Below are 16449 nucleotides of genomic sequence, written 5' to 3'. Positions count from 1 at the left end.
GGGGCGGAAGCTCTTTTCTTCAGTGGGATTGACCTTGACGGGATATATGTTAGCGCTAACAATAGTGGAGTCTCTCGGTGTTGGCACGTACGGGATGGAGCCTTCGATGATCATCGATCCGCCGGCGTGCGGGGCGCGTTGATGCCGCGCGCGGACCAGGTGACCGACGTCTGCGCCCAGCACGGTGAGGGACCCGTGTGGGACAGCGGCGTGGCCCGACTGCGGTGGGTGGACATGCTGCGCGGGGACGTGCTCGGGTGGGCGCCGGGTGAGGCGGACATCTCGCGCGTGCACGTGTCCAGGGTGGCCGCCGCCGTCCGGCCCCGGTCCCGGGGCGGACTCGTCGTGGCGGTGGAACGCGGATTCGCGCTCACCGATCCGGACACCGGCGACGTCACCACGCTGAGTCCGTTGTGGAGCGACGAGTCGGTGCGGATGAACGACGGAGGCTGTGACCGCCAGGGACGCTTCTACTGCGGATCGATGGCCTACGACGAGGCTCCCGGTCGCGGTGGCCTGTACCGGCTCGATCCCGACGGCACCACGCGCACCGTGCTCACGGGCGTCACCATCTCCAACGGCATCGTCTGGAGCGCCGAGGGTGACACCGTGTACTACGTCGACTCGCCCACGCAGCGGATCGACGCCTTCGACTTCGACCCTGACACCGCCGGCTTCTCCGAACGTCGCACGGTGGTGGAGATCCCGCCCGAGCTCGGCATGCCCGACGGATTGGCCCTCGACGCCGACGGCGGGCTGTGGGTCGCCCTGTGGGGCGGTGGCGCCGTGCACCGCTACACCACCGACGGAACGCTGGACGAGGTGATCGAGGTCGGGCCGCGACAGGTGACCTCCTGCGCCTTCGGCGGAGCCGACCTCACGGATCTCTACATCACCACCTCACGGCAGGGAGTGCCCGACGACGAGCAACCGGACGCGGGCGCGTTGTTCCGCTGCCGTCCCGGTGTTCGCGGGCTGCCCGCCCCCACCTTCGCCGGCTGATACGACCCGCGTCCGCCAGACCAGGGAGAGCGCATGGAAATCACGGAGAGCACCGCGGGACCGCCCACGGGAGCGACGGGCACGATGGCCCGTGCCGTCCGGATCGAACGGCCGGGCAGCCTGCGGGTCGTCACGACACCCAGGCCGGAGCCCGGCCGGGGAGAGGCTCTCGTCCGCGTCGCGTACACCGGGATCTGCGGCTCCGACGTGGAGTTGTTCGAGGGCGGACGACCCGCCGCGTTCTCGCGTTACCCGATCGTGCCGGGGCACGAGTGGTCCGGCACCGTGGAGGCGGTGGGTGACGACGTGGACGGCGCCCTCGTCGGCATGCCGGTGGTGGGGGAGGGGTTCCGGTCATGCCAGGTGTGCGCGGCCTGCCGCCGCGGCGAGCCGACCGTGTGCCATGCCCCCTACGACGAGACGGGTTTCACCCAGGACGGCGCGTGGGCGGAGTGGCTGCGGGTACCGGCCAGGCTGTTGCACGTGCTGCCCACCGGCGCGGACCTACGGTCGGCCGCGGGCCTGGAACCCGCCGCCTGCGTCGCGGAGGCGTGCCTGCGGGCCGATGTGCGGCAGGGCGAACGCGTCGCCGTGGTCGGTGGCGGAACGCTCGGGCTGCTCGCCACGCAGTTGCTGCACGCGCACAGTCCCGCCGAGCTCGTGGTCGTGCACCCGAACCCCTCGCGGACCGAACTGGCCGCCGCGTGTGGAGCGAGCGGACTCGTCTCTCCCGACGAGGTCGAAACACTTGCCGGGACGTTCGACGCCGTGGTGGAAGCGGCCGGGCACCGGGGCACCGCCGCGGCGGCGGTCCGGCTCACCCGGCGTGGCGGACGCGTCGTGCTCACCGGCATTCCCGACGAGCACGACACCCTCGGCACCCGCGAGCTCGTGGTCAACCAGATCGCCGTGCACACCGTGTTCGGCGCGCCGCCGCGAGCGTGGGTCCACGCCGTGCGGGCGTTCGGCGCCGGAACACTCGACCCCGCACGCATCGTCACCCACGAGTTCGGGCTGGAGGAGGCCGAACAGGCCCTGCGCACGGTCGGCGACCGCCGCGCGGGCGCGGTGAAGGTACTGCTGCGGCCATGAGCGGGGAGGGATGTCGGATGCGACCGTCGGGTGAGCAGTTCGAACTCCGGGCTGGTGACTACGCGGCCACGGTGACGGAGGTGGGCGCGGCACTGCGCACGCTCACACACCGGGCCAGGCCGTTGGTGCGGAGTTTCGCCGAGGACGAGATCATGCCCGGTTACTCGGGCGCGGTGCTGGCGCCGTGGCCCAACCGCGTGGCCGACGGGCGGTACGTCCACGAGGGACGAACCAGGCAGCTACCGGTCACGGAGCCGGAACGCGGTACGGCCCTGCACGGCCTCGTCGTCTGGGTGCCGTGGCGGCCGTTGAGTCGTACCGCCTCCCGGCTGGAGCTGGAGTGTCCGTTGTGGCCGACACCCGGCTATCCGTTCCGGCTGGAGCTACGCGTGACGTACGACCTCACCGAGGTCGGGTTGACGGTCCGGTTGTCGGCCCGCAACGTCGGCGGCGGCACGGCGCCCTACGGCTGCTCGCTCCACCCCTACCTCGTGGCGGGCGAGGGCCGGGTGGACGACTGGACCCTGCGACTGCCCGCGCGCCGCGTGTTGGACGTGGACCCCGAACGGTTACTGCCCACCGGGGAGCGCGCTGTCGCAGGCTCGGCGTTCGACTTCCGTGAGGGAACGACGATCGGCGGTGTCGAGATCGACCACGCCTACGGGGACGTGGAGTTCGACGGCACCGGTGAGGCCGAGGCGCTGTTGCTGGCCGCCGACGGGCACGGCGTGCGAATGCGTTGGGACCGCGCCTGCCCGTGGGTTCAGGTGCACACCGCCGACCGGCCGGAACCGCACCTTCACCGTACGGGCCTGGCACTGGAGCCGATGACGTGCCCGCCCGACGCGTTCAACAGCGGCCGCGACGTCGTGCACCTCGATCCCGGTGCGACACACGACGTCGCGTGGACGATCTCCGCCGTGTGAGGCGTCAGTCGATCGCGTCGTAGGCGGCGGGCGGCGTCTCCGGGTACCGGTCCGGGTAGCCGTGACCGTGCAGTGTGAGCATCGCCCAGTGCCAGGTCGTCTCGTGGGACTCGACGCCCCGGTGGACGTACTCCGGTGGCTCGTACGGGTACGCCTGGCGGGCCTCGGCCTCCGCCTGCCCGGCCGACCGGCCACCGTAGACGCGCATGACCCACGTGAAGCGGCGGCGCTCGGAGTGCAGGAGCTCCAGGTACTCGCTCTCCGGAAAGCCCGGCCCTGTCAGGGGACCGCGCAGGAACGACTCCAGGCTCGTCGCGAGTGCGACGGGCGTCTCGTCGACGCCGTAGTGGCCGCAGTTGGTGAGGACGTCCACGGTGCAGTTCGGATACCACCGGGTGAACGTCTGCCGCATGGTCTCCTCACCGAGGGCGGGGTCGTGTTCCCCGACGATCACCTTCACCGGCACCGGGTTTCCCTCGATCTCGGTGTGGAAGTCCGTCTTGGCCCACGCGAGCAGGTAGTCGGCGAAGGCGCTCGTCGGAGTGCTCCAGGGAGTGCCGCACCATCGAGTCGAGCCAGACCCTGGTGAGCCGGTTGCCGATGGTGAGGTCGATGATCGCGCGTCGCTTCTCCGGGTCGGCTGCGGCGCCTGAGAACAGTGCCCAGCCCTCTCCGTCGAACGGCACACCGGACGCGGGCACGGGCGAGATGCCGACCCGCGCGCGCACGCGGTCGGGCGCGCCGGCGAGAACTCGCTGTATCACGGTGCCGCCCATCGATTGGCCGACGAGCGAGAACCGGTCGGCCGACAGCGTGTCGGCCACGGCGAGCACGTCGGACGCGGCTTCGGCGAGAGTGTGCTCGCCCGGCTCGTCCCAGCGGTCGCCGTAGCCGCGCAGGTTCACGAAGACGTACCGGAACGTCGTCCGTGCACGGCGACGACCGTGTGTTCTCCGTTGCCGAGGACGTCGAATCCAGGGGCGACGTCGCCTCCTTCGCTCCGGGAGCGTGGTTCTTGGACGCGCACCGTACCCGGCCCCCTCGGCTGGACGGCAGTCCTGGAAGTGCGGACACGAATTTTGGGAGCGCTCCCGAATATGGGTGGCAAATTGTCCGGATTATGCATGGGTGGTTTGGTAACAAGCTGGTCATCGAGCATTGACACCCGGATGGGTGAGGGTGCAGGCTGCTCACTCGACTGGGAGCGCTCCCAGTTTTCGTGTAGCCAACCCAACGAGGGGTGACCGTGCGACACCACATCCGAGGAGCCAGACGCGCCAGCCGCGCCGGCCGCGCCATCGCCGCGGCCTCCGCCGTGGCCGTGGCCGGCCTGGTGACCGTGGCCTGCGGCGGCGACGCCGCCGACTCCGACGGCAGGCTCCAGATCAGCATCTCGACGTTCAACGAGTTCGGGTACGAGGAGCTGTACGCCGAGTACGAGCGCCTGCATCCGGACATCGACATCGTTCCCCACACCACGGGCCAGGGCGGTCCGTACCACCAGGCCCTCTTCACCAAGCTCGGCGCAGGATCGGGCCTCGACGACGTCGTCGCCATCGAGGAGGCGCACCTCCCCGAGGCGCTGGACAAGTCCAGTCGCTTCCACGACCTGCGTGAGATCGGCCCCGCCGAGGCGGGTCCCGAGCGCTGGCTCGACTGGAAGTACCAGGCCGCCCAGGACTCCGACGGCAAGCTCATCGGGTACGGCACCGACATCGGCCCGCTGGCGATGTGTTACCGCAAGGACCTCTTCGAGCAGGCCGGCCTGCCGTCGGAGCCGGACGAGGTGGGCGAGATCTTCGCCACCTGGGACAGCTACTTCGAAGCAGGTGACGAGTTCATCGCGAAGGTCGACGACGTCGCGTGGTTCGACTCGTCGGCGCAGATCTTCAACGCGATGCAGAACCAGTTGGACGTCGGTTACTTCGACCGGCGGAACCGGCTGACCATCGAGTCGAACCCCGAGATCAGGAAGAACTGGGACCAGGTCACCGCCGCGGCGAAGCGCGGCCAGTCGGCGGGGCTGGTGGCGTTCTCCAACGAGTGGAACAGCGGGTTCACGCAGTCGGCGTTCGCCACGAAGACGTGCCCGTCCTGGATGCTCGGGGTGATCGAGGAGCAGGCGGGTGAGGAACTCGCGGGCAAGTGGGCCGTCACCGACACCTTCCCGGGCGGGCCGCGCAACTGGGGCGGCTCCTACCTCGCGGTACCGACACAGAGCGAGCACGCCGAGGAGGCCGCGGCGTTCGCGGCATGGCTGACTGCTCCCGAGCAGCAGATCAAGGCCTTCAAGGCCGCGGGGGTGTTCCCGAGCCAGGTCGAGGCGTTGGAGTCGCCGGAGCTGCTCTCGGCCACCAACGACTACTTCGGTGGGGCGGAGATCGGTGAACTGTTCTCGAAGCAGGCGAAGGAGATCGGCGAGGCCCAGTACAAGGGACCGGGTGACGGCAAGATCCAGGAGAACGCGCTGACACCGGCGTTGCAGTCGGTGGAGCAGGGCGCCTCGGCCGACGAGGGATGGCAGCAGTTCGTCACCTCCGCCAAGCAGATCGCGTCCTGACGGGAGCGGACGTGACTCAGTCGAGCCCCGCCCAGGCGGCCGTCGAGGACGAGGCAGTGGCGCACGAGCCCACGGGCTCGCCACCGCACCCGTCGCGCCCGAGCTGGCGCGACCGGTTGAGCCGGTGGGACGTGCGCTACTCGCCGTACCTCTACGTGGCGCCCTTCTTCGTCATCTTCGGAATCGTCGGTCTGTTCCCCCTGCTGTACACGGGGTACGTGTCGTTCTTCGACTGGGAGCTGATCGACGACGACCCCACGTTCCTGGGGCTGGACAACTACGTCCAGCTCTTCGGTGACGCGCAGTTCTGGAAGACGTTGACCAACACGGTGAGCATCTTCCTGCTCTCCAGCGTCCCGCAGATCATCATCGCGGTGCTGCTCGCCGCGCTGCTCAACACGCGGGTGCGGTTCTCCACCGGCTGGCGGGTCGGTGTGCTGATGCCGTACGTCGCGAGCCTGGTGGCTCTGGGGATCATCTTCGCCAACCTGTTCGGCCCACAGTACGGGCTCGTCAACGGGATCCTGGAACTGGTGGGGCTCGACCGGGTGGACTGGCAGGCCGATCGCTTCGCCAGCCATGTCGCGATCGCCATCATGGTGAACTGGCGCTGGACGGGCTACAACGCCCTCATCGTGCTGGCCGCGATGCAGGCCATTCCACGGGAGGTCCACGAGGCCGCCGTCGTGGACGGGGCCGGTGCGGTGCGCCGGTTCCTCAGTGTCACCCTGCCGATGCTGCGTCCCACGCTGATCTTCGTGGTGATCACGTCGACGATCGGCGGGCTCCAGATCTTCACCGAGCCCAAGTTGTTCGACGCCATGCCCGGCTCGAACAACGGTGGGTCCACCAACCAGTTCCAGACGGTCACGTTGTACATGTACCAGGCCGCGTTCGAGCGCGAGGACCTCGGTTACGCGTCCGCCATCGCGTGGGTTCTGTTCGTGCTCGTCATCGGCATCGCGCTGATCAACTTCTTCCTGACCCGGCGCATCGCCTCGACCGGGGAGGACCGATGAGCACCTTTCCCCTCGCCCGCACCAGGAGACGGCCTCGGATCTCCGGACCGGGCCGCCCCAACTTCTGGGTCTACGGCCTGCTCACCGCCTTCGTGCTCGGTTCGGTCTTCCCGTTCTACTGGTCGTTCCTGGTGGCCAGCCGGGACAACTCGATGCTCACCGAGCAGATCCCACCGCTGGTTCCGGGCGGTAACTTCTTCGCCAACGCGGCGCGGGTCTTCGACACCGTGCCGTTCTGGAAGGCGCTGGGCAACAGCATCATCGTGGCGGGCTCCGTGACGATCTCGACGGTGCTGTTCTCTAGCCTCGCGGGTTTCGCCTTCGCCAAGCTGCGGTTCAAGGGTCGCAACGCGCTGTTCCTGTTCGTCGTGGCGACGTTGGCGGTGCCGACCCAGCTCGGCATCATCCCGCTGTACATGGCGATGGCGGAGCTGGGCTGGGCGAACGAGCTCCAGGCCGTGATCGTGCCGAACCTGGTCACCGCGATCGGCGTGTTCTGGATGCGCCAGTACACCGTCAGCGCGGTGCCGTACGAGCTGATCGAGGCCGCGCGGATGGACGGTTGTTCGATGATCCGCGTGTTCTGGCACGTGTGCCTGCCCGCCGTCCGGCCCGCGGCGGCGTTCCTCGCGATGTTCACGTTCATGACGTCGTGGAACGACTTCCTGTGGCCGCTGGTGGCTCTGGGACCGGACAACCCGACCGTCCAGGTGGCACTGGAGAAGTTGCAGAGCGGGTACTACGTGGACTACTCGCTGGTGCTCGCGGGCACCACGCTGGCCACCGTCCCGATTCTCGTCGTGTTCTTCCTGCTCGGCCGTCAGATCGTGGCCGGGATCATGCAAGGCGCTGTGAAGGGGTAAGTTGGTGTCGACGATTCACGAGCAAGAGAGCTCCGCTGTGGACTCGAGGGAACCCGTGACGTTTCCCGCCGGTTTTCTGTGGGGAGTGGCCACCGCGGCGTTCCAGGTCGAGGGATCGACCACCGCCGACGGACGTTCACCGTCCATCTGGGACGCCTTCTGCGCGAAAGAGGGCGCGGTCGTGGGCGGTGACACGGGCGATCCGGCCACCGACCACTACCGGAGGATGCCTTCCGACGTCGCGCTGATGCGCGATCTCGGGGTGCGGGCTTACCGGTTCTCACTGGCGTGGCCACGGGTGCGCCCCGACGGGGGTGAAGTCAACCCCGCAGGCCTCGACTTCTACGAGCGGCTGGTGGACACGCTGCTGGATGCGGGCATCAGGCCCTGGCCGACGCTGTACCACTGGGATCTGCCCCAGGCGCTGGAGGAGCGGGGTGGCTGGACCTCGCGTGAGGTGGCCTACCGCTTCGCCGACTACGCCGAGGCCGTGGTGGACCGGCTGGGTGACCGGGTGTCGACGTGGACCACGCTGAACGAACCGTGGTGCTCGGCCTTCCTCGGGTACGGCTCGGGCAGGCACGCGCCGGGCCGCACGGAACCGAGGGCGGCGGTCGCCGCCGCACACCACCTGCTGCTGGCACACGGGCTCGGTACGGCCGCCGTCCGGGCACGGGTGCCCGGAGCCGAGGTCGGGGTGACACTCAACCTGTTCCCGGTCAACGTGGCCGATCCCGGCAACGCACAGGATCTCGAAACGGCCCGCCGCGTGGACGGACTGCAGAACCGGCTGTTCCTCGACCCGGTGCTGCGTGCCCGCTATCCCGAGGACGTCCGCGCGGACCTGGAACCGTTCGGGTTCTCCGGGGTCGTGCGAGAGGGCGACGAGACCGTCATCGGCGCGGGCGTGGACTTCCTCGGCGTCAACTACTACCGTGACCTGCACGTGTCGTCGGTGCCGGGCGAGAACTCCGGACCACCGTCCGAATGGGTCGGTGTCGACCACGTCAGCTTCCCTGGGCGTGGACTGCCACAGACGGCTTCCGGATGGGACATCAACGCGGGCGAGCTGACCGGGCTGCTGCTGCGGCTTCACACCGAGTACCCGCGGCTGCCGCTCTACATCACCGAGAACGGAGCGGCTTTCCCCGACGACCGCCAGGTCGATGGTCGCATCGACGACACCGACCGCATCGCCTTCGTGGAGGGGCACCTCCGGGCCGCGCACAGCGCCGTCCAGCAGGGCGTCGATCTGCGTGGATACTTCTACTGGTCGCTGCTCGACAACTTCGAGTGGGCCGAGGGCTACGCCAAGCGCTTCGGACTGGTGCACGTGGACTACGACACCCAGCGCAGGACGCCCAAGGCGAGTGCTGCATGGTATTCGCGAGTGATGGCGGACAACGGTTTGGCAGGACGACGATGATCGAGCCCGGGGACGCGGCGGTCGAGCACCGTGGCGCACCCACGCTGGAGGAAGTGGCGAGGGTGGCGGGCGTGTCCCGCTCGACCGTCTCCCGGGTGATCAACGACTCGCCGGGGGTGAGCGGGCGTTCCCGGCAGGCCGTGACGCGAGCCATCGAGGCGCTCGGGTACGTACCCAACGAGGCCGCCCGCAGTCTCGTGACACGCAGGACGAACTCGGTGGCCCTGGTGGTGTCCGAGCCGGGTGAACGGGTTTTCGGCGATCCGTTCTTCGCCGGAGTGCTGCGCGGAGTGCATGCCGGACTGTCCGGCAGCAACCGGCAGCTCGTGCTCATGATGCTCGCCGAGGACGACGACGGGGCGCGGTTGGAGAAGTATCTGTGCAGCGGCCACGTCGACGGTGCGCTGGTGGTGAGCATGCACGGCGACGACCCGCTGCCGCAGCGTCTCGCGGAGGCGGGGCTGCCGGTGGTGGCGGGCGGGCGCCCGCTCAGCGGAGGCGACGTGCCGTACGTGGACGCCGACAACTTCACCGGCGCGCTGACCGCCGCTCGGCACCTGGTCTCCAGCGGCCGCCGCCGCATCGGCACGCTGGCCGGGCCCACCGACATGGCGGTGGGCATCGACCGGCTGGCGGGGTGGCGACGCGGACTGTCGGAGGCCCGGCTCGGCACCGACGCCGTGGTGCACAGCGACTTCACCGTCGACGCGGGCGCGGCGGCCATGGCGGAGCTGCTGGACCGGCATCCGGAACTCGACGCCGTGTTCGCCGCCGCGGACATCATCGCGGTGGGGGCGCTGCGGGAACTGGCGGCACGGGGTCGCAGCGTGCCCGGCGACGTCGCCGTGGTGGGTTTCGACGACTCCGTCCTGGCCACGACGGTGACGCCGGCACTCACCACGGTGCGCCAGCCGGTGGAGGAACTCGGCCGGACGATGACGTGGCGGCTGCTCGCTCAACTGGCCGGAGAGGAACCGCTGCCGCCCTCGATCCTGTTGCCCACCGAGTTGGTGGTGCGTTCCTCCGCCTGAGTGAAGCGGGCGATGTAGGTGTCGGGGTCGGTCAGCACCGTTCGCAGAGCGGAGGCTGCGGCTCCCCGAACCGCCGCCTCGGCGCCGAGCACCGACCGGCGCACCTCCACCGGCCGCCACGGTGAACCCATGACCCGGTCGGTCAGTTCGGCGGTGAGCGGGTCCGCCAGCCAGGGGTGCAGCCGCGCGTAGGTTCCTCCGAGCACGATCGTGGGCACGTCAAGGAGGTTGACCACGGCGGACAGCGCCGAGCCCAGCATCCGGCCCGCCGAGCGGACGGCGGCGGTGGCCGTGCGCTCGCCCGCGTCGAGCAGGCTCACCAGCGTCTCGACGTCGTCGGCGCGAGCGCGTTCGAGTATGGCGTCCTGTCCCGCGAGCCGTTCGAGACAGCCGCGTGCCCCGCACGGACACCGCGGACCGCGCGCCTGCACGGGAAAGTGGCCGAGTTCGCCACCGAATCCGTGGCTGCCGTCGAACAGCACGCCGCCCAGCACGATGCCCGCTCCGATACCGACTTCGCCGGACACGTGCACGAAGCTGTCGAGCACGCTCTCGTCGCGGTGCCGCAGGGCGTCCAGTTCGGCGACGGCGGCGAGGTTCGCCTCGTTGCCGACCACGAGGTCACCGGGCAGCACGGGCACCCGCCTGCGAAGCTCGGCGGCGAGGTCGACGTCCTGCCAGCCGAGGTTCGGCGCGACGATCACGCGGCCACTCGGCGCCTCGACCAGCCCGGGCACGGCGACGCCCACGCCGCCGACGGTGATCCGCTCGCCCTCGGCGCGCGCGAGTGCCCGGCCGAGTTCCTGGGCCACCCGGGCCAGCACGCGGCCCGGCGGCCGGTCCCGGTTGTCGACCCGCCGCACCCGCTCGTCGCGCACCTCGCCGGTGAGGCCGACCACGCAGGTGGCGAGGTAGTCGACCCCGATCTCCACACCGAGACCACACGGACCGTCGGGGGACAGGGACAGCGAGGTCCCGCGCCTGCCCGGACCACTGCGATGCTGACGACCCTCCTCCCGCACCAGCGACGCGGTGACGAGCCGGTCGACGAGGGTCGACACCGTGGCCTTGGTGAGCCCGGTGCGCGCGGCGACTCCGGCCCGGGACACGCCGGGGGAGGAAGCGATCGCGCCCAGCACGAGGGCGCAGTTGTGGCGCCGGACGGTGTGCTGGCCCGCGGGGCCACTGTCGGTCACCCGGTCATCGTATTCGTTCAGGCGTTGAACGAAAACCTTGACCCTGTGGCGAGGGACGCATAAGTTCAGTGATCGAACTATTGCGGCGCCAACGACGCACAAGGAAGCGGGAGGACACCGTGGTCGGCAAACCCGTGGCGGAGGACAAGTTCAGTTTCGGACTGTGGACGGTGGGCTGGCAGGCGAGAGACCCGTTCGGCGACGCCACCCGTCCGGCGCTCGACGCCGTCGAGGCCGTGCACCGGCTCGCCGAACTCGGCGCGTGGGGTGTGACGTTCCACGACGACGACCTGATCCCGTTCGGCAGCGACGACGGTGAACGTTCCAAGCGCATCAGCCGGTTCCGCGCCGCACTCGACGAGACGGGTCTCGTGGTGCCGATGGCCACCACCAACCTGTTCACCCACCCGGTGTTCAAGGACGGCGGCCTGACCAACAACGACCGGGACATCCGCCGGTTCGCCCTGCGCAAGGTCATGCGCAACATGGACCTCGCCGCCGAGCTCGGGGCCACGACGTACGTGCTGTGGGGCGGTCGCGAGGGCAGCGAGACCGACGCGGCGAAGGACGTGCGGGCCGCGATGGACCGCTACCGCGAGGGCATCGACACGCTCGCGCAGTACGTGATCGACCAGGGCTACGGCCTGCGGCTGGCACTGGAGCCGAAGCCCAACGAGCCGCGAGGGGACATCCTGCTGCCCACCATCGGGCACGCGCTGGCGTTCATCTCCACGCTGGAGCACCACGAGCTGGTGGGCGTGAACCCCGAGGTCGGGCACGAGCAGATGGCGGGCCTGAACTTCGTGCACGGCATCGGCCAGGCGTTGTGGCAGGGCAAGCTGTTCCACATCGACCTCAACGGTCAGCACGGTCCGCGCTACGACCAGGACCTCGTGTTCGGGCACGGCGACGTGCTGTCGGCGTTCTTCCTCGTGGACCTGCTGGAACACGGCGGCTACGACGGGCCCCGCCACTTCGACTACAAGCCGCCGCGCACCGAGGACCTCGACGGGGTGTGGGCGAGCGCGGAGGCCTGCATGCGGTCGTACCTGCTGCTGCGCGAGCGCGCCAGGGCCTTCCGCGCCGACCCCAGGGTGGCCGAGGCGCTCGAGAGCTCCCGGGTGCCGGAGCTGTCGCAGCCGACGCTGGGCGAGGGGGAGACCATCGCCGATCTCAAGGCCGACCGCACGGCGTTCGAGGACTTCGACGCCGAGGCCGCGGCCGCGCGAGGCTACGCCTACGCGCAACTGTCCCAGCTGGCCTTCGAACACCTGCTGGGCGCCGCCTGACGACAGGCGCAGTGCGCCGTGTTCACAGTTCGTGTACGTCCCCGTCGCGCCGTGCCCTCCGCGGCGGGGACGTCACGAGTGCAACGCCTCCGCGCCGAGCACCAGCCGGACACAGTGGGCGGTGAGCCGTTCGCGGGTGACGTCGAGTGTGCCGCTCAGATAGGCGATGAACAGGTTCGCCAGCCCTCCCACCAACGCGGTCGCCGTCATGGTCCGGTCCTCGTCGTCGACGCGGTCGGAAAGCTGTTCGGACACCAGATCGGCGAACATGGGCAGCCGCTGCGCGCCGATGCGCCGCAGCGCCGGGTCGGCAAGCGGCGCGAGCAGGAGCACCCGGCCCCTGCGCGGGTCGTCGAGGACGAGTGTCACGAACGCCGACACCGCTGCCTCGGCACGGTCACGTGGTTCGGGGCCCGCGAGCTCGACGGCATCGACGAGTACCTGGTGGGCGAGGGTGGCGACATGGTCGTAGACGGCGACGACGAGTTCGTCGCGATCGGCGAAACTCTCGTAGAAGTACCGTTCGGTGAGCTGCGCGTTCCGGCAGACCGCCCGCACGCTCACGGCCGTTCCGCCGGACGTGCCGAGCAGGTCCAGACCCGCGTCGAGAAGCTGTCGCCGGCGCGTGGCTCTGCGATCGGCCAGCGTGGTGCCCGCCCAGGTGCGATCGGTGTCCGTCATGGTCCGGTTCCGTGATTGACTACACGTGTTGTCAATCCTAACCCGGCCGGCGTGGCCGCTGCTCCACCGAGGGGTGATCAGCCGCCCGCCGCGGCGGCGATCCGCTCGGCCAGCCGCCGGGACTGGGCGACGAGTTCGGGAGGGCCCTCGACGATGTAGGGCACCCCGACCGTGGCGATGGCGACGGCGAGCCACTCCCAGCTGTCCGGCACCGTGACGTAGCGGCAGGTGTCCTCGTCGACAGCCTCCAGGTAGCCCACCTCGGCGACAAGCCGCTCGGAGACGACGGCGAGCGGTGCCGAGAACCGCACGATGCCTTGTTCCCCGACGGAGGGAGCACCGGTGCCACTCGGGAACGGGACGGAGCTCTCCGGCAGCGCGCGTGGGGTGAACGTCGTCCCGGGCACGCTCAACTCGCTGATCCGGTCCAGGCGGAAGGTGCGCCAGGCGCCGCGATCACGGTCCCACCCGAGGACGTACCAGCCTCGACTCAGTTGCACCAACCGGTACGGCTCCACCCGCCTTCGGGTGACCACGCCCGCCTTGCCCTCGTACCGGAAGCGCACGTCCTGGTGCGTGTGCGCGGCGGTGCCAAGCGTCTGGAGTACCCGCAGATCCGCTGCCACCGGTGTGCGCCGGGAACCCGGCTCGATCGAGGCGGCGACGGCCTGCACCCGATGCCGCAACCGCGAAGGAAGCACCTGCCCGAGTTTGCGCAGGGCGCCTTCCGCTGCTCCGGTGGGATCGGCCGGAGCGGCCAACCGCAGCCCCACCACGGTGGCGACCGCCTCCTCGTCGGTGAGGAGCAGCGGCGGGAGAGCACGCCCGGCGACGAGCCGGTAGTGCCCACCCGGGCCCCGTGACGACGACACCGGATAGCCGAGGTCACGGAGCCGGTCGAGATCACGTCGCAGGGTGCGGGACGAGACACCGAGCCGGTCGGCCAGCTCCGCGGCGGGCCACGACCTGCCGTCCTGCAACAACGACAGCAGTTCCAGCATGCGCGACCCTGGCGTCCCCATCGAGCGGAACGATACCGCGGATTGTGGCCAGGATCCGACCACAACCGTTCCTAGGGTCGATCTCATGTCAGACGTACGGATTCGACTCATCGGGGCTCGCCAGCACAACCTGAAGAACCTCGACCTGACGATCCCCCGTCGAGCGATCACCGCGTTCACCGGTGTGTCGGGCTCGGGCAAGACCTCACTGGTGTTCGACACGATCGCCGCGGAAGCGCAACGCCAGCTGAACGAGACGTTCCCCGCCTTCGTCCGGCACCGCCTGCCGAGTTACGGCAGGCCGGCGGTCGATCTGGTCGAGAACCTCTCTCCGGTCGTGGTGATCGACCAGCGCAGGCTCGGCGGCAACGCACGCTCCACAGTGGGCACGATCACCGACAGCTACACTCTGCTGCGCCTGCTGTTCTCCCGCGTCGGCGAGCCGTGGGTGGGCGAGTCGACGCTGTTCTCGTTCAACGACCCGACCGGCATGTGCCCGCGGTGCAGCGGGCTGGGCCGGATCGTCACCGCCGACACCGACCGGTTCGTCGACCTCGACCGGTCGCTGGAGGAGGGCGCGATCCTGTTGCCGGGGTTCGGCGCCACGCGCGGTCAGGAGAAGTACTGGTACCGGCAGTACGCCGACACCGGCCTGTTCCCGCTCAGCACCCCGTTGCGGGAGTGGTCGCCGGAGCAGCGCGCGGCACTGATCCACGGCGGCGAGGCGGTCCGGCGGCTCGGCAGGCCGGTGCCGAAGGACTACGAGGGGCTCGCCGAGCACTTCACGCGCATCTACCTGCACGCCGAGGGTGAGGTCTCCGCCCGCAAGCAGGCCGTGGTCGACGCGTTCACGAGGTCGGCGGTCTGCCCCGACTGCCATGGCGAACGCCTGAACGAGGTCGCGCGGTCCGTGCGGGTGGCCGGACGCACCATCAGCGAGTGCACGACGATGGAGATCGGTGATCTCGTGGACGTCGTCCGCGCCGTGGAAGACCCGACGGCCGGGCCGGTGGTGGAGAGTCTCGTCGAACGTCTGGAGGCGCTCGTCGGGATCGGGCTCGGTTACCTCAGTCTCGCCAGGCCGACGAACACGCTGTCCGGAGGCGAGTCGCAGCGAATCAAGATGGTGCGTCACCTCACCAGCAGCCTGACCGAGATGCTCTACGTCTTCGACGAGCCCTCCGTGGGGCTGCACCCGCGCGACATCGACCGGCTCACCCAACTGCTGCGGCGGTTGCGGGACAAGGGCAACACGGTCCTCGTCGTGGAGCACGACCTCGACGTGGTGGCGATCGCGGACCACGTGATCGACCTCGGTCCGGCGGCAGGTACGGGTGGCGGTGAGGTCGTCTACAGCGGACCGGTGTCGGGCCTGGGACAAGCCGACACCCCGACCGGCCGGGTGTTCGGCCGTGGGCTCACCCTCCGCGCCGGGTCGCGGACACCCATCGGAAGTCTTCCGGTCCGGGGCGCCACGCGGAACAACCTCCGCGGCGTGGACGTCGACCTGCCCACGGGGGTGCTCACCGCCGTCACCGGTGTCGCGGGGTCGGGCAAGAGCAGCCTCGTCGACGTGGTGCTCGAACAGCACCCGGATTGCGTGGTGGTCGACCAGAGCGCGGTGCCGGCGAACCGGCGGTCGAGCCTGGCCACCTACTGCGGCCTGGCCGGTACGCTCCGCGGCGTCTTCGCCAGGGCCCACGGCGTCAGCCCCTCCCTGTTCAGCCCCAACTCGGAAGGCGCATGTCCCGAGTGCAGGGGGCTCGGCGTGATCTTCACCGACCTCGCCTTCCTCGAAGGGGTCACGTCCGTGTGCGCAACGTGCCGGGGCGGGCGGTTCACCGAGGACGTCCTCAAGTACACCGTGGACGGCAGGTCGATCGCCGACGTGCTCGACCTCACCGTCGACCGGGCTCGCGTGGTGCTCGACGCGGCGGCACTGCGGCCGACGCTGGAAGCACTCGCGGACGTGGGGCTGGGTTACCTCCGGCTCGGACAACCCCTGAGCACCCTCTCCGGCGGGGAGTGCCAGCGGTTGAAGTTGGCGACCGAACTGCGCCGCGACGGCCGGCGCGGCCTGTACGTGCTCGACGAGCCGACGACCGGGCTGCACCCCGCCGACGTCGGGCGACTCGTGACGATCTTCGATCGGCTGGTCGACGCGGGCAACACGGTCGTCGTGGTGGAGCACAACCTCGATCTCGTCGCGCGCGCCGACTGGGTGATCGACCTCGGGCCGGGAGCGGGGCACCACGGTGGGCAGGTGGTGTTCACCGGACCGCCCTCCAGGCTGCTGGACGACCCGCGGTCGGTGACCGCCGAGTACCTGCGCCGCTCCCTGCGCCGATGACCACGCCGGTCGC

The 16449-nt window shown here is 69.9% G+C and carries 13 protein-coding genes and 1 pseudogene; 10 read left to right on the top strand and 4 right to left on the bottom strand.

Annotated features, from left to right (window positions below):
• Window positions 1-141 precede the first annotated feature (141 nt).
• From SACCYDRAFT_RS14710 to SACCYDRAFT_RS14700, 3 genes are read left to right on the top strand one after another with little or no spacing between them, the layout of a single operon-like run.
• The gene (locus SACCYDRAFT_RS14710; protein WP_005457259.1) at window positions 142-1002 is read left to right on the top strand and encodes an SMP-30/gluconolactonase/LRE family protein; all 861 of its coding nucleotides are present in this window, start codon (window positions 142-144) and stop codon (window positions 1000-1002) included.
• A gap of 33 nt (window positions 1003-1035) precedes the next feature.
• Window positions 1036-2094, top strand: a complete 1059-nt coding sequence (locus SACCYDRAFT_RS14705; protein WP_005457257.1) for a zinc-dependent alcohol dehydrogenase — start codon at window positions 1036-1038, stop codon at window positions 2092-2094.
• 17 nt (window positions 2095-2111) lie between these two features.
• Window positions 2112-3020, top strand: a complete 909-nt coding sequence (locus SACCYDRAFT_RS14700; RefSeq protein ID WP_005457255.1) for an aldose 1-epimerase family protein — start codon at window positions 2112-2114, stop codon at window positions 3018-3020.
• A 289-nt stretch (window positions 3021-3309) separates the two neighbouring features.
• Here SACCYDRAFT_RS14700 and SACCYDRAFT_RS14690 read toward each other — a convergent pair.
• Window positions 3310-3954 (bottom strand): annotated as a pseudogene (locus SACCYDRAFT_RS14690) (alpha/beta fold hydrolase); the annotation flags it as partial.
• 312 nt (window positions 3955-4266) lie between these two features.
• Between SACCYDRAFT_RS14690 and SACCYDRAFT_RS14685 the strand changes: the two are divergent.
• The 5 genes from SACCYDRAFT_RS14685 to SACCYDRAFT_RS14665 are packed head-to-tail and all read left to right on the top strand — an operon-like array spanning window position 4267 to window position 9919.
• Window positions 4267-5580, top strand: coding sequence for an ABC transporter substrate-binding protein (locus SACCYDRAFT_RS14685; RefSeq protein ID WP_005457253.1), 1314 nt, complete (start codon window positions 4267-4269; stop codon window positions 5578-5580).
• Between the two features lie 56 nt (window positions 5581-5636).
• On the top strand, window positions 5637-6599 hold the full coding sequence (locus tag SACCYDRAFT_RS14680) for a carbohydrate ABC transporter permease (RefSeq protein ID WP_232283855.1): 963 nt from the start codon (window positions 5637-5639) through the stop codon (window positions 6597-6599).
• Window positions 6596-7462 carry a carbohydrate ABC transporter permease gene (locus tag SACCYDRAFT_RS14675; protein ID WP_005457251.1) on the top strand — a complete coding sequence of 289 codons (867 nt, stop codon included), beginning with the start codon at window positions 6596-6598 and terminating at the stop codon, window positions 7460-7462. Before SACCYDRAFT_RS14680 ends, SACCYDRAFT_RS14675 begins: the two co-directional genes overlap by 4 nt.
• Before the next feature lie 55 nt (window positions 7463-7517).
• Complete coding sequence (locus SACCYDRAFT_RS14670; protein WP_005457249.1) at window positions 7518-8888, top strand: GH1 family beta-glucosidase; 1371 nt, start codon at window positions 7518-7520, stop codon at window positions 8886-8888.
• Window positions 8885-9919, top strand: a complete 1035-nt coding sequence (locus SACCYDRAFT_RS14665) for a LacI family DNA-binding transcriptional regulator (protein WP_005457247.1) — start codon at window positions 8885-8887, stop codon at window positions 9917-9919. The genes SACCYDRAFT_RS14670 and SACCYDRAFT_RS14665 overlap by 4 nt, the downstream gene beginning before the upstream one ends.
• On the opposite strand, the gene SACCYDRAFT_RS14660 is transcribed toward SACCYDRAFT_RS14665, so the two are convergent.
• Window positions 9844-11115: an ROK family transcriptional regulator gene (locus SACCYDRAFT_RS14660; RefSeq protein WP_005457244.1), complete on the bottom strand. Its 1272-nt coding sequence runs from the start codon at window positions 11113-11115 to the stop codon at window positions 9844-9846. The genes SACCYDRAFT_RS14665 and SACCYDRAFT_RS14660 overlap by 76 nt on opposite strands.
• Window positions 11116-11234: 119 nt before the next feature.
• Here SACCYDRAFT_RS14660 and xylA point away from each other — a divergent pair, with 119 nt between their 5' ends.
• Complete coding sequence (gene xylA / locus SACCYDRAFT_RS14655) at window positions 11235-12404, top strand: xylose isomerase (RefSeq protein WP_005457236.1); 1170 nt, start codon at window positions 11235-11237, stop codon at window positions 12402-12404.
• Window positions 12405-12476: 72 nt separating this feature from the next.
• Here xylA and SACCYDRAFT_RS14650 read toward each other — a convergent pair whose 3' ends face one another.
• On the bottom strand, window positions 12477-13085 hold the full coding sequence (locus SACCYDRAFT_RS14650; protein WP_005457234.1) for a TetR/AcrR family transcriptional regulator: 609 nt from the start codon (window positions 13083-13085) through the stop codon (window positions 12477-12479).
• A gap of 77 nt (window positions 13086-13162) precedes the next feature.
• Entirely contained in the window at window positions 13163-14107 is a 945-nt protein-coding gene (locus tag SACCYDRAFT_RS14645) for a helix-turn-helix transcriptional regulator (protein WP_043536511.1), read from the bottom strand.
• Window positions 14108-14171: 64 nt separating this feature from the next.
• On the opposite strand from SACCYDRAFT_RS14645, the gene SACCYDRAFT_RS14640 reads away from it, so the two are divergent.
• On the top strand, window positions 14172-16436 hold the full coding sequence (locus tag SACCYDRAFT_RS14640) for an excinuclease ABC subunit UvrA (protein WP_005457231.1): 2265 nt from the start codon (window positions 14172-14174) through the stop codon (window positions 16434-16436).
• The last annotated feature ends 13 nt before the right edge of the window (window positions 16437-16449 follow it).

It is taken from the genome of Saccharomonospora cyanea NA-134, assembly GCF_000244975.1.
Taxonomy (GTDB): Bacteria; Actinomycetota; Actinomycetes; order Mycobacteriales; family Pseudonocardiaceae; genus Saccharomonospora; species Saccharomonospora cyanea.
The sequence above is the reverse complement of the archived record's forward strand: the minus strand, read 5'-3'. Positions and strand labels throughout refer to the sequence as shown.

Bases quoted from the DNA above. Each gene is read 5' to 3' on its own strand.
- SACCYDRAFT_RS14710 (WP_005457259.1), top strand. From the start codon at position 142: ATGCCGCGCGCGGACCAGGTGACCGACGTCTGCGCCCAGCACGGTGAG.
- SACCYDRAFT_RS14705 (WP_005457257.1), top strand. From the start codon at position 1,036: ATGGAAATCACGGAGAGCACCGCGGGACCGCCCACGGGAGCGACGGGC.
- SACCYDRAFT_RS14700 (WP_005457255.1), top strand. From the start codon at position 2,112: ATGCGACCGTCGGGTGAGCAGTTCGAACTCCGGGCTGGTGACTACGCG.
- SACCYDRAFT_RS14675 (WP_005457251.1), top strand. From the start codon at position 6,596: ATGAGCACCTTTCCCCTCGCCCGCACCAGGAGACGGCCTCGGATCTCC.
- SACCYDRAFT_RS14665 (WP_005457247.1), top strand. From the start codon at position 8,885: ATGATCGAGCCCGGGGACGCGGCGGTCGAGCACCGTGGCGCACCCACG.
- SACCYDRAFT_RS14650 (WP_005457234.1), bottom strand. From the start codon at position 13,085: ATGACGGACACCGATCGCACCTGGGCGGGCACCACGCTGGCCGATCGC.
- SACCYDRAFT_RS14645 (WP_043536511.1), bottom strand. From the start codon at position 14,107: ATGGGGACGCCAGGGTCGCGCATGCTGGAACTGCTGTCGTTGTTGCAG.
- SACCYDRAFT_RS14640 (WP_005457231.1), top strand. From the start codon at position 14,172: ATGTCAGACGTACGGATTCGACTCATCGGGGCTCGCCAGCACAACCTG.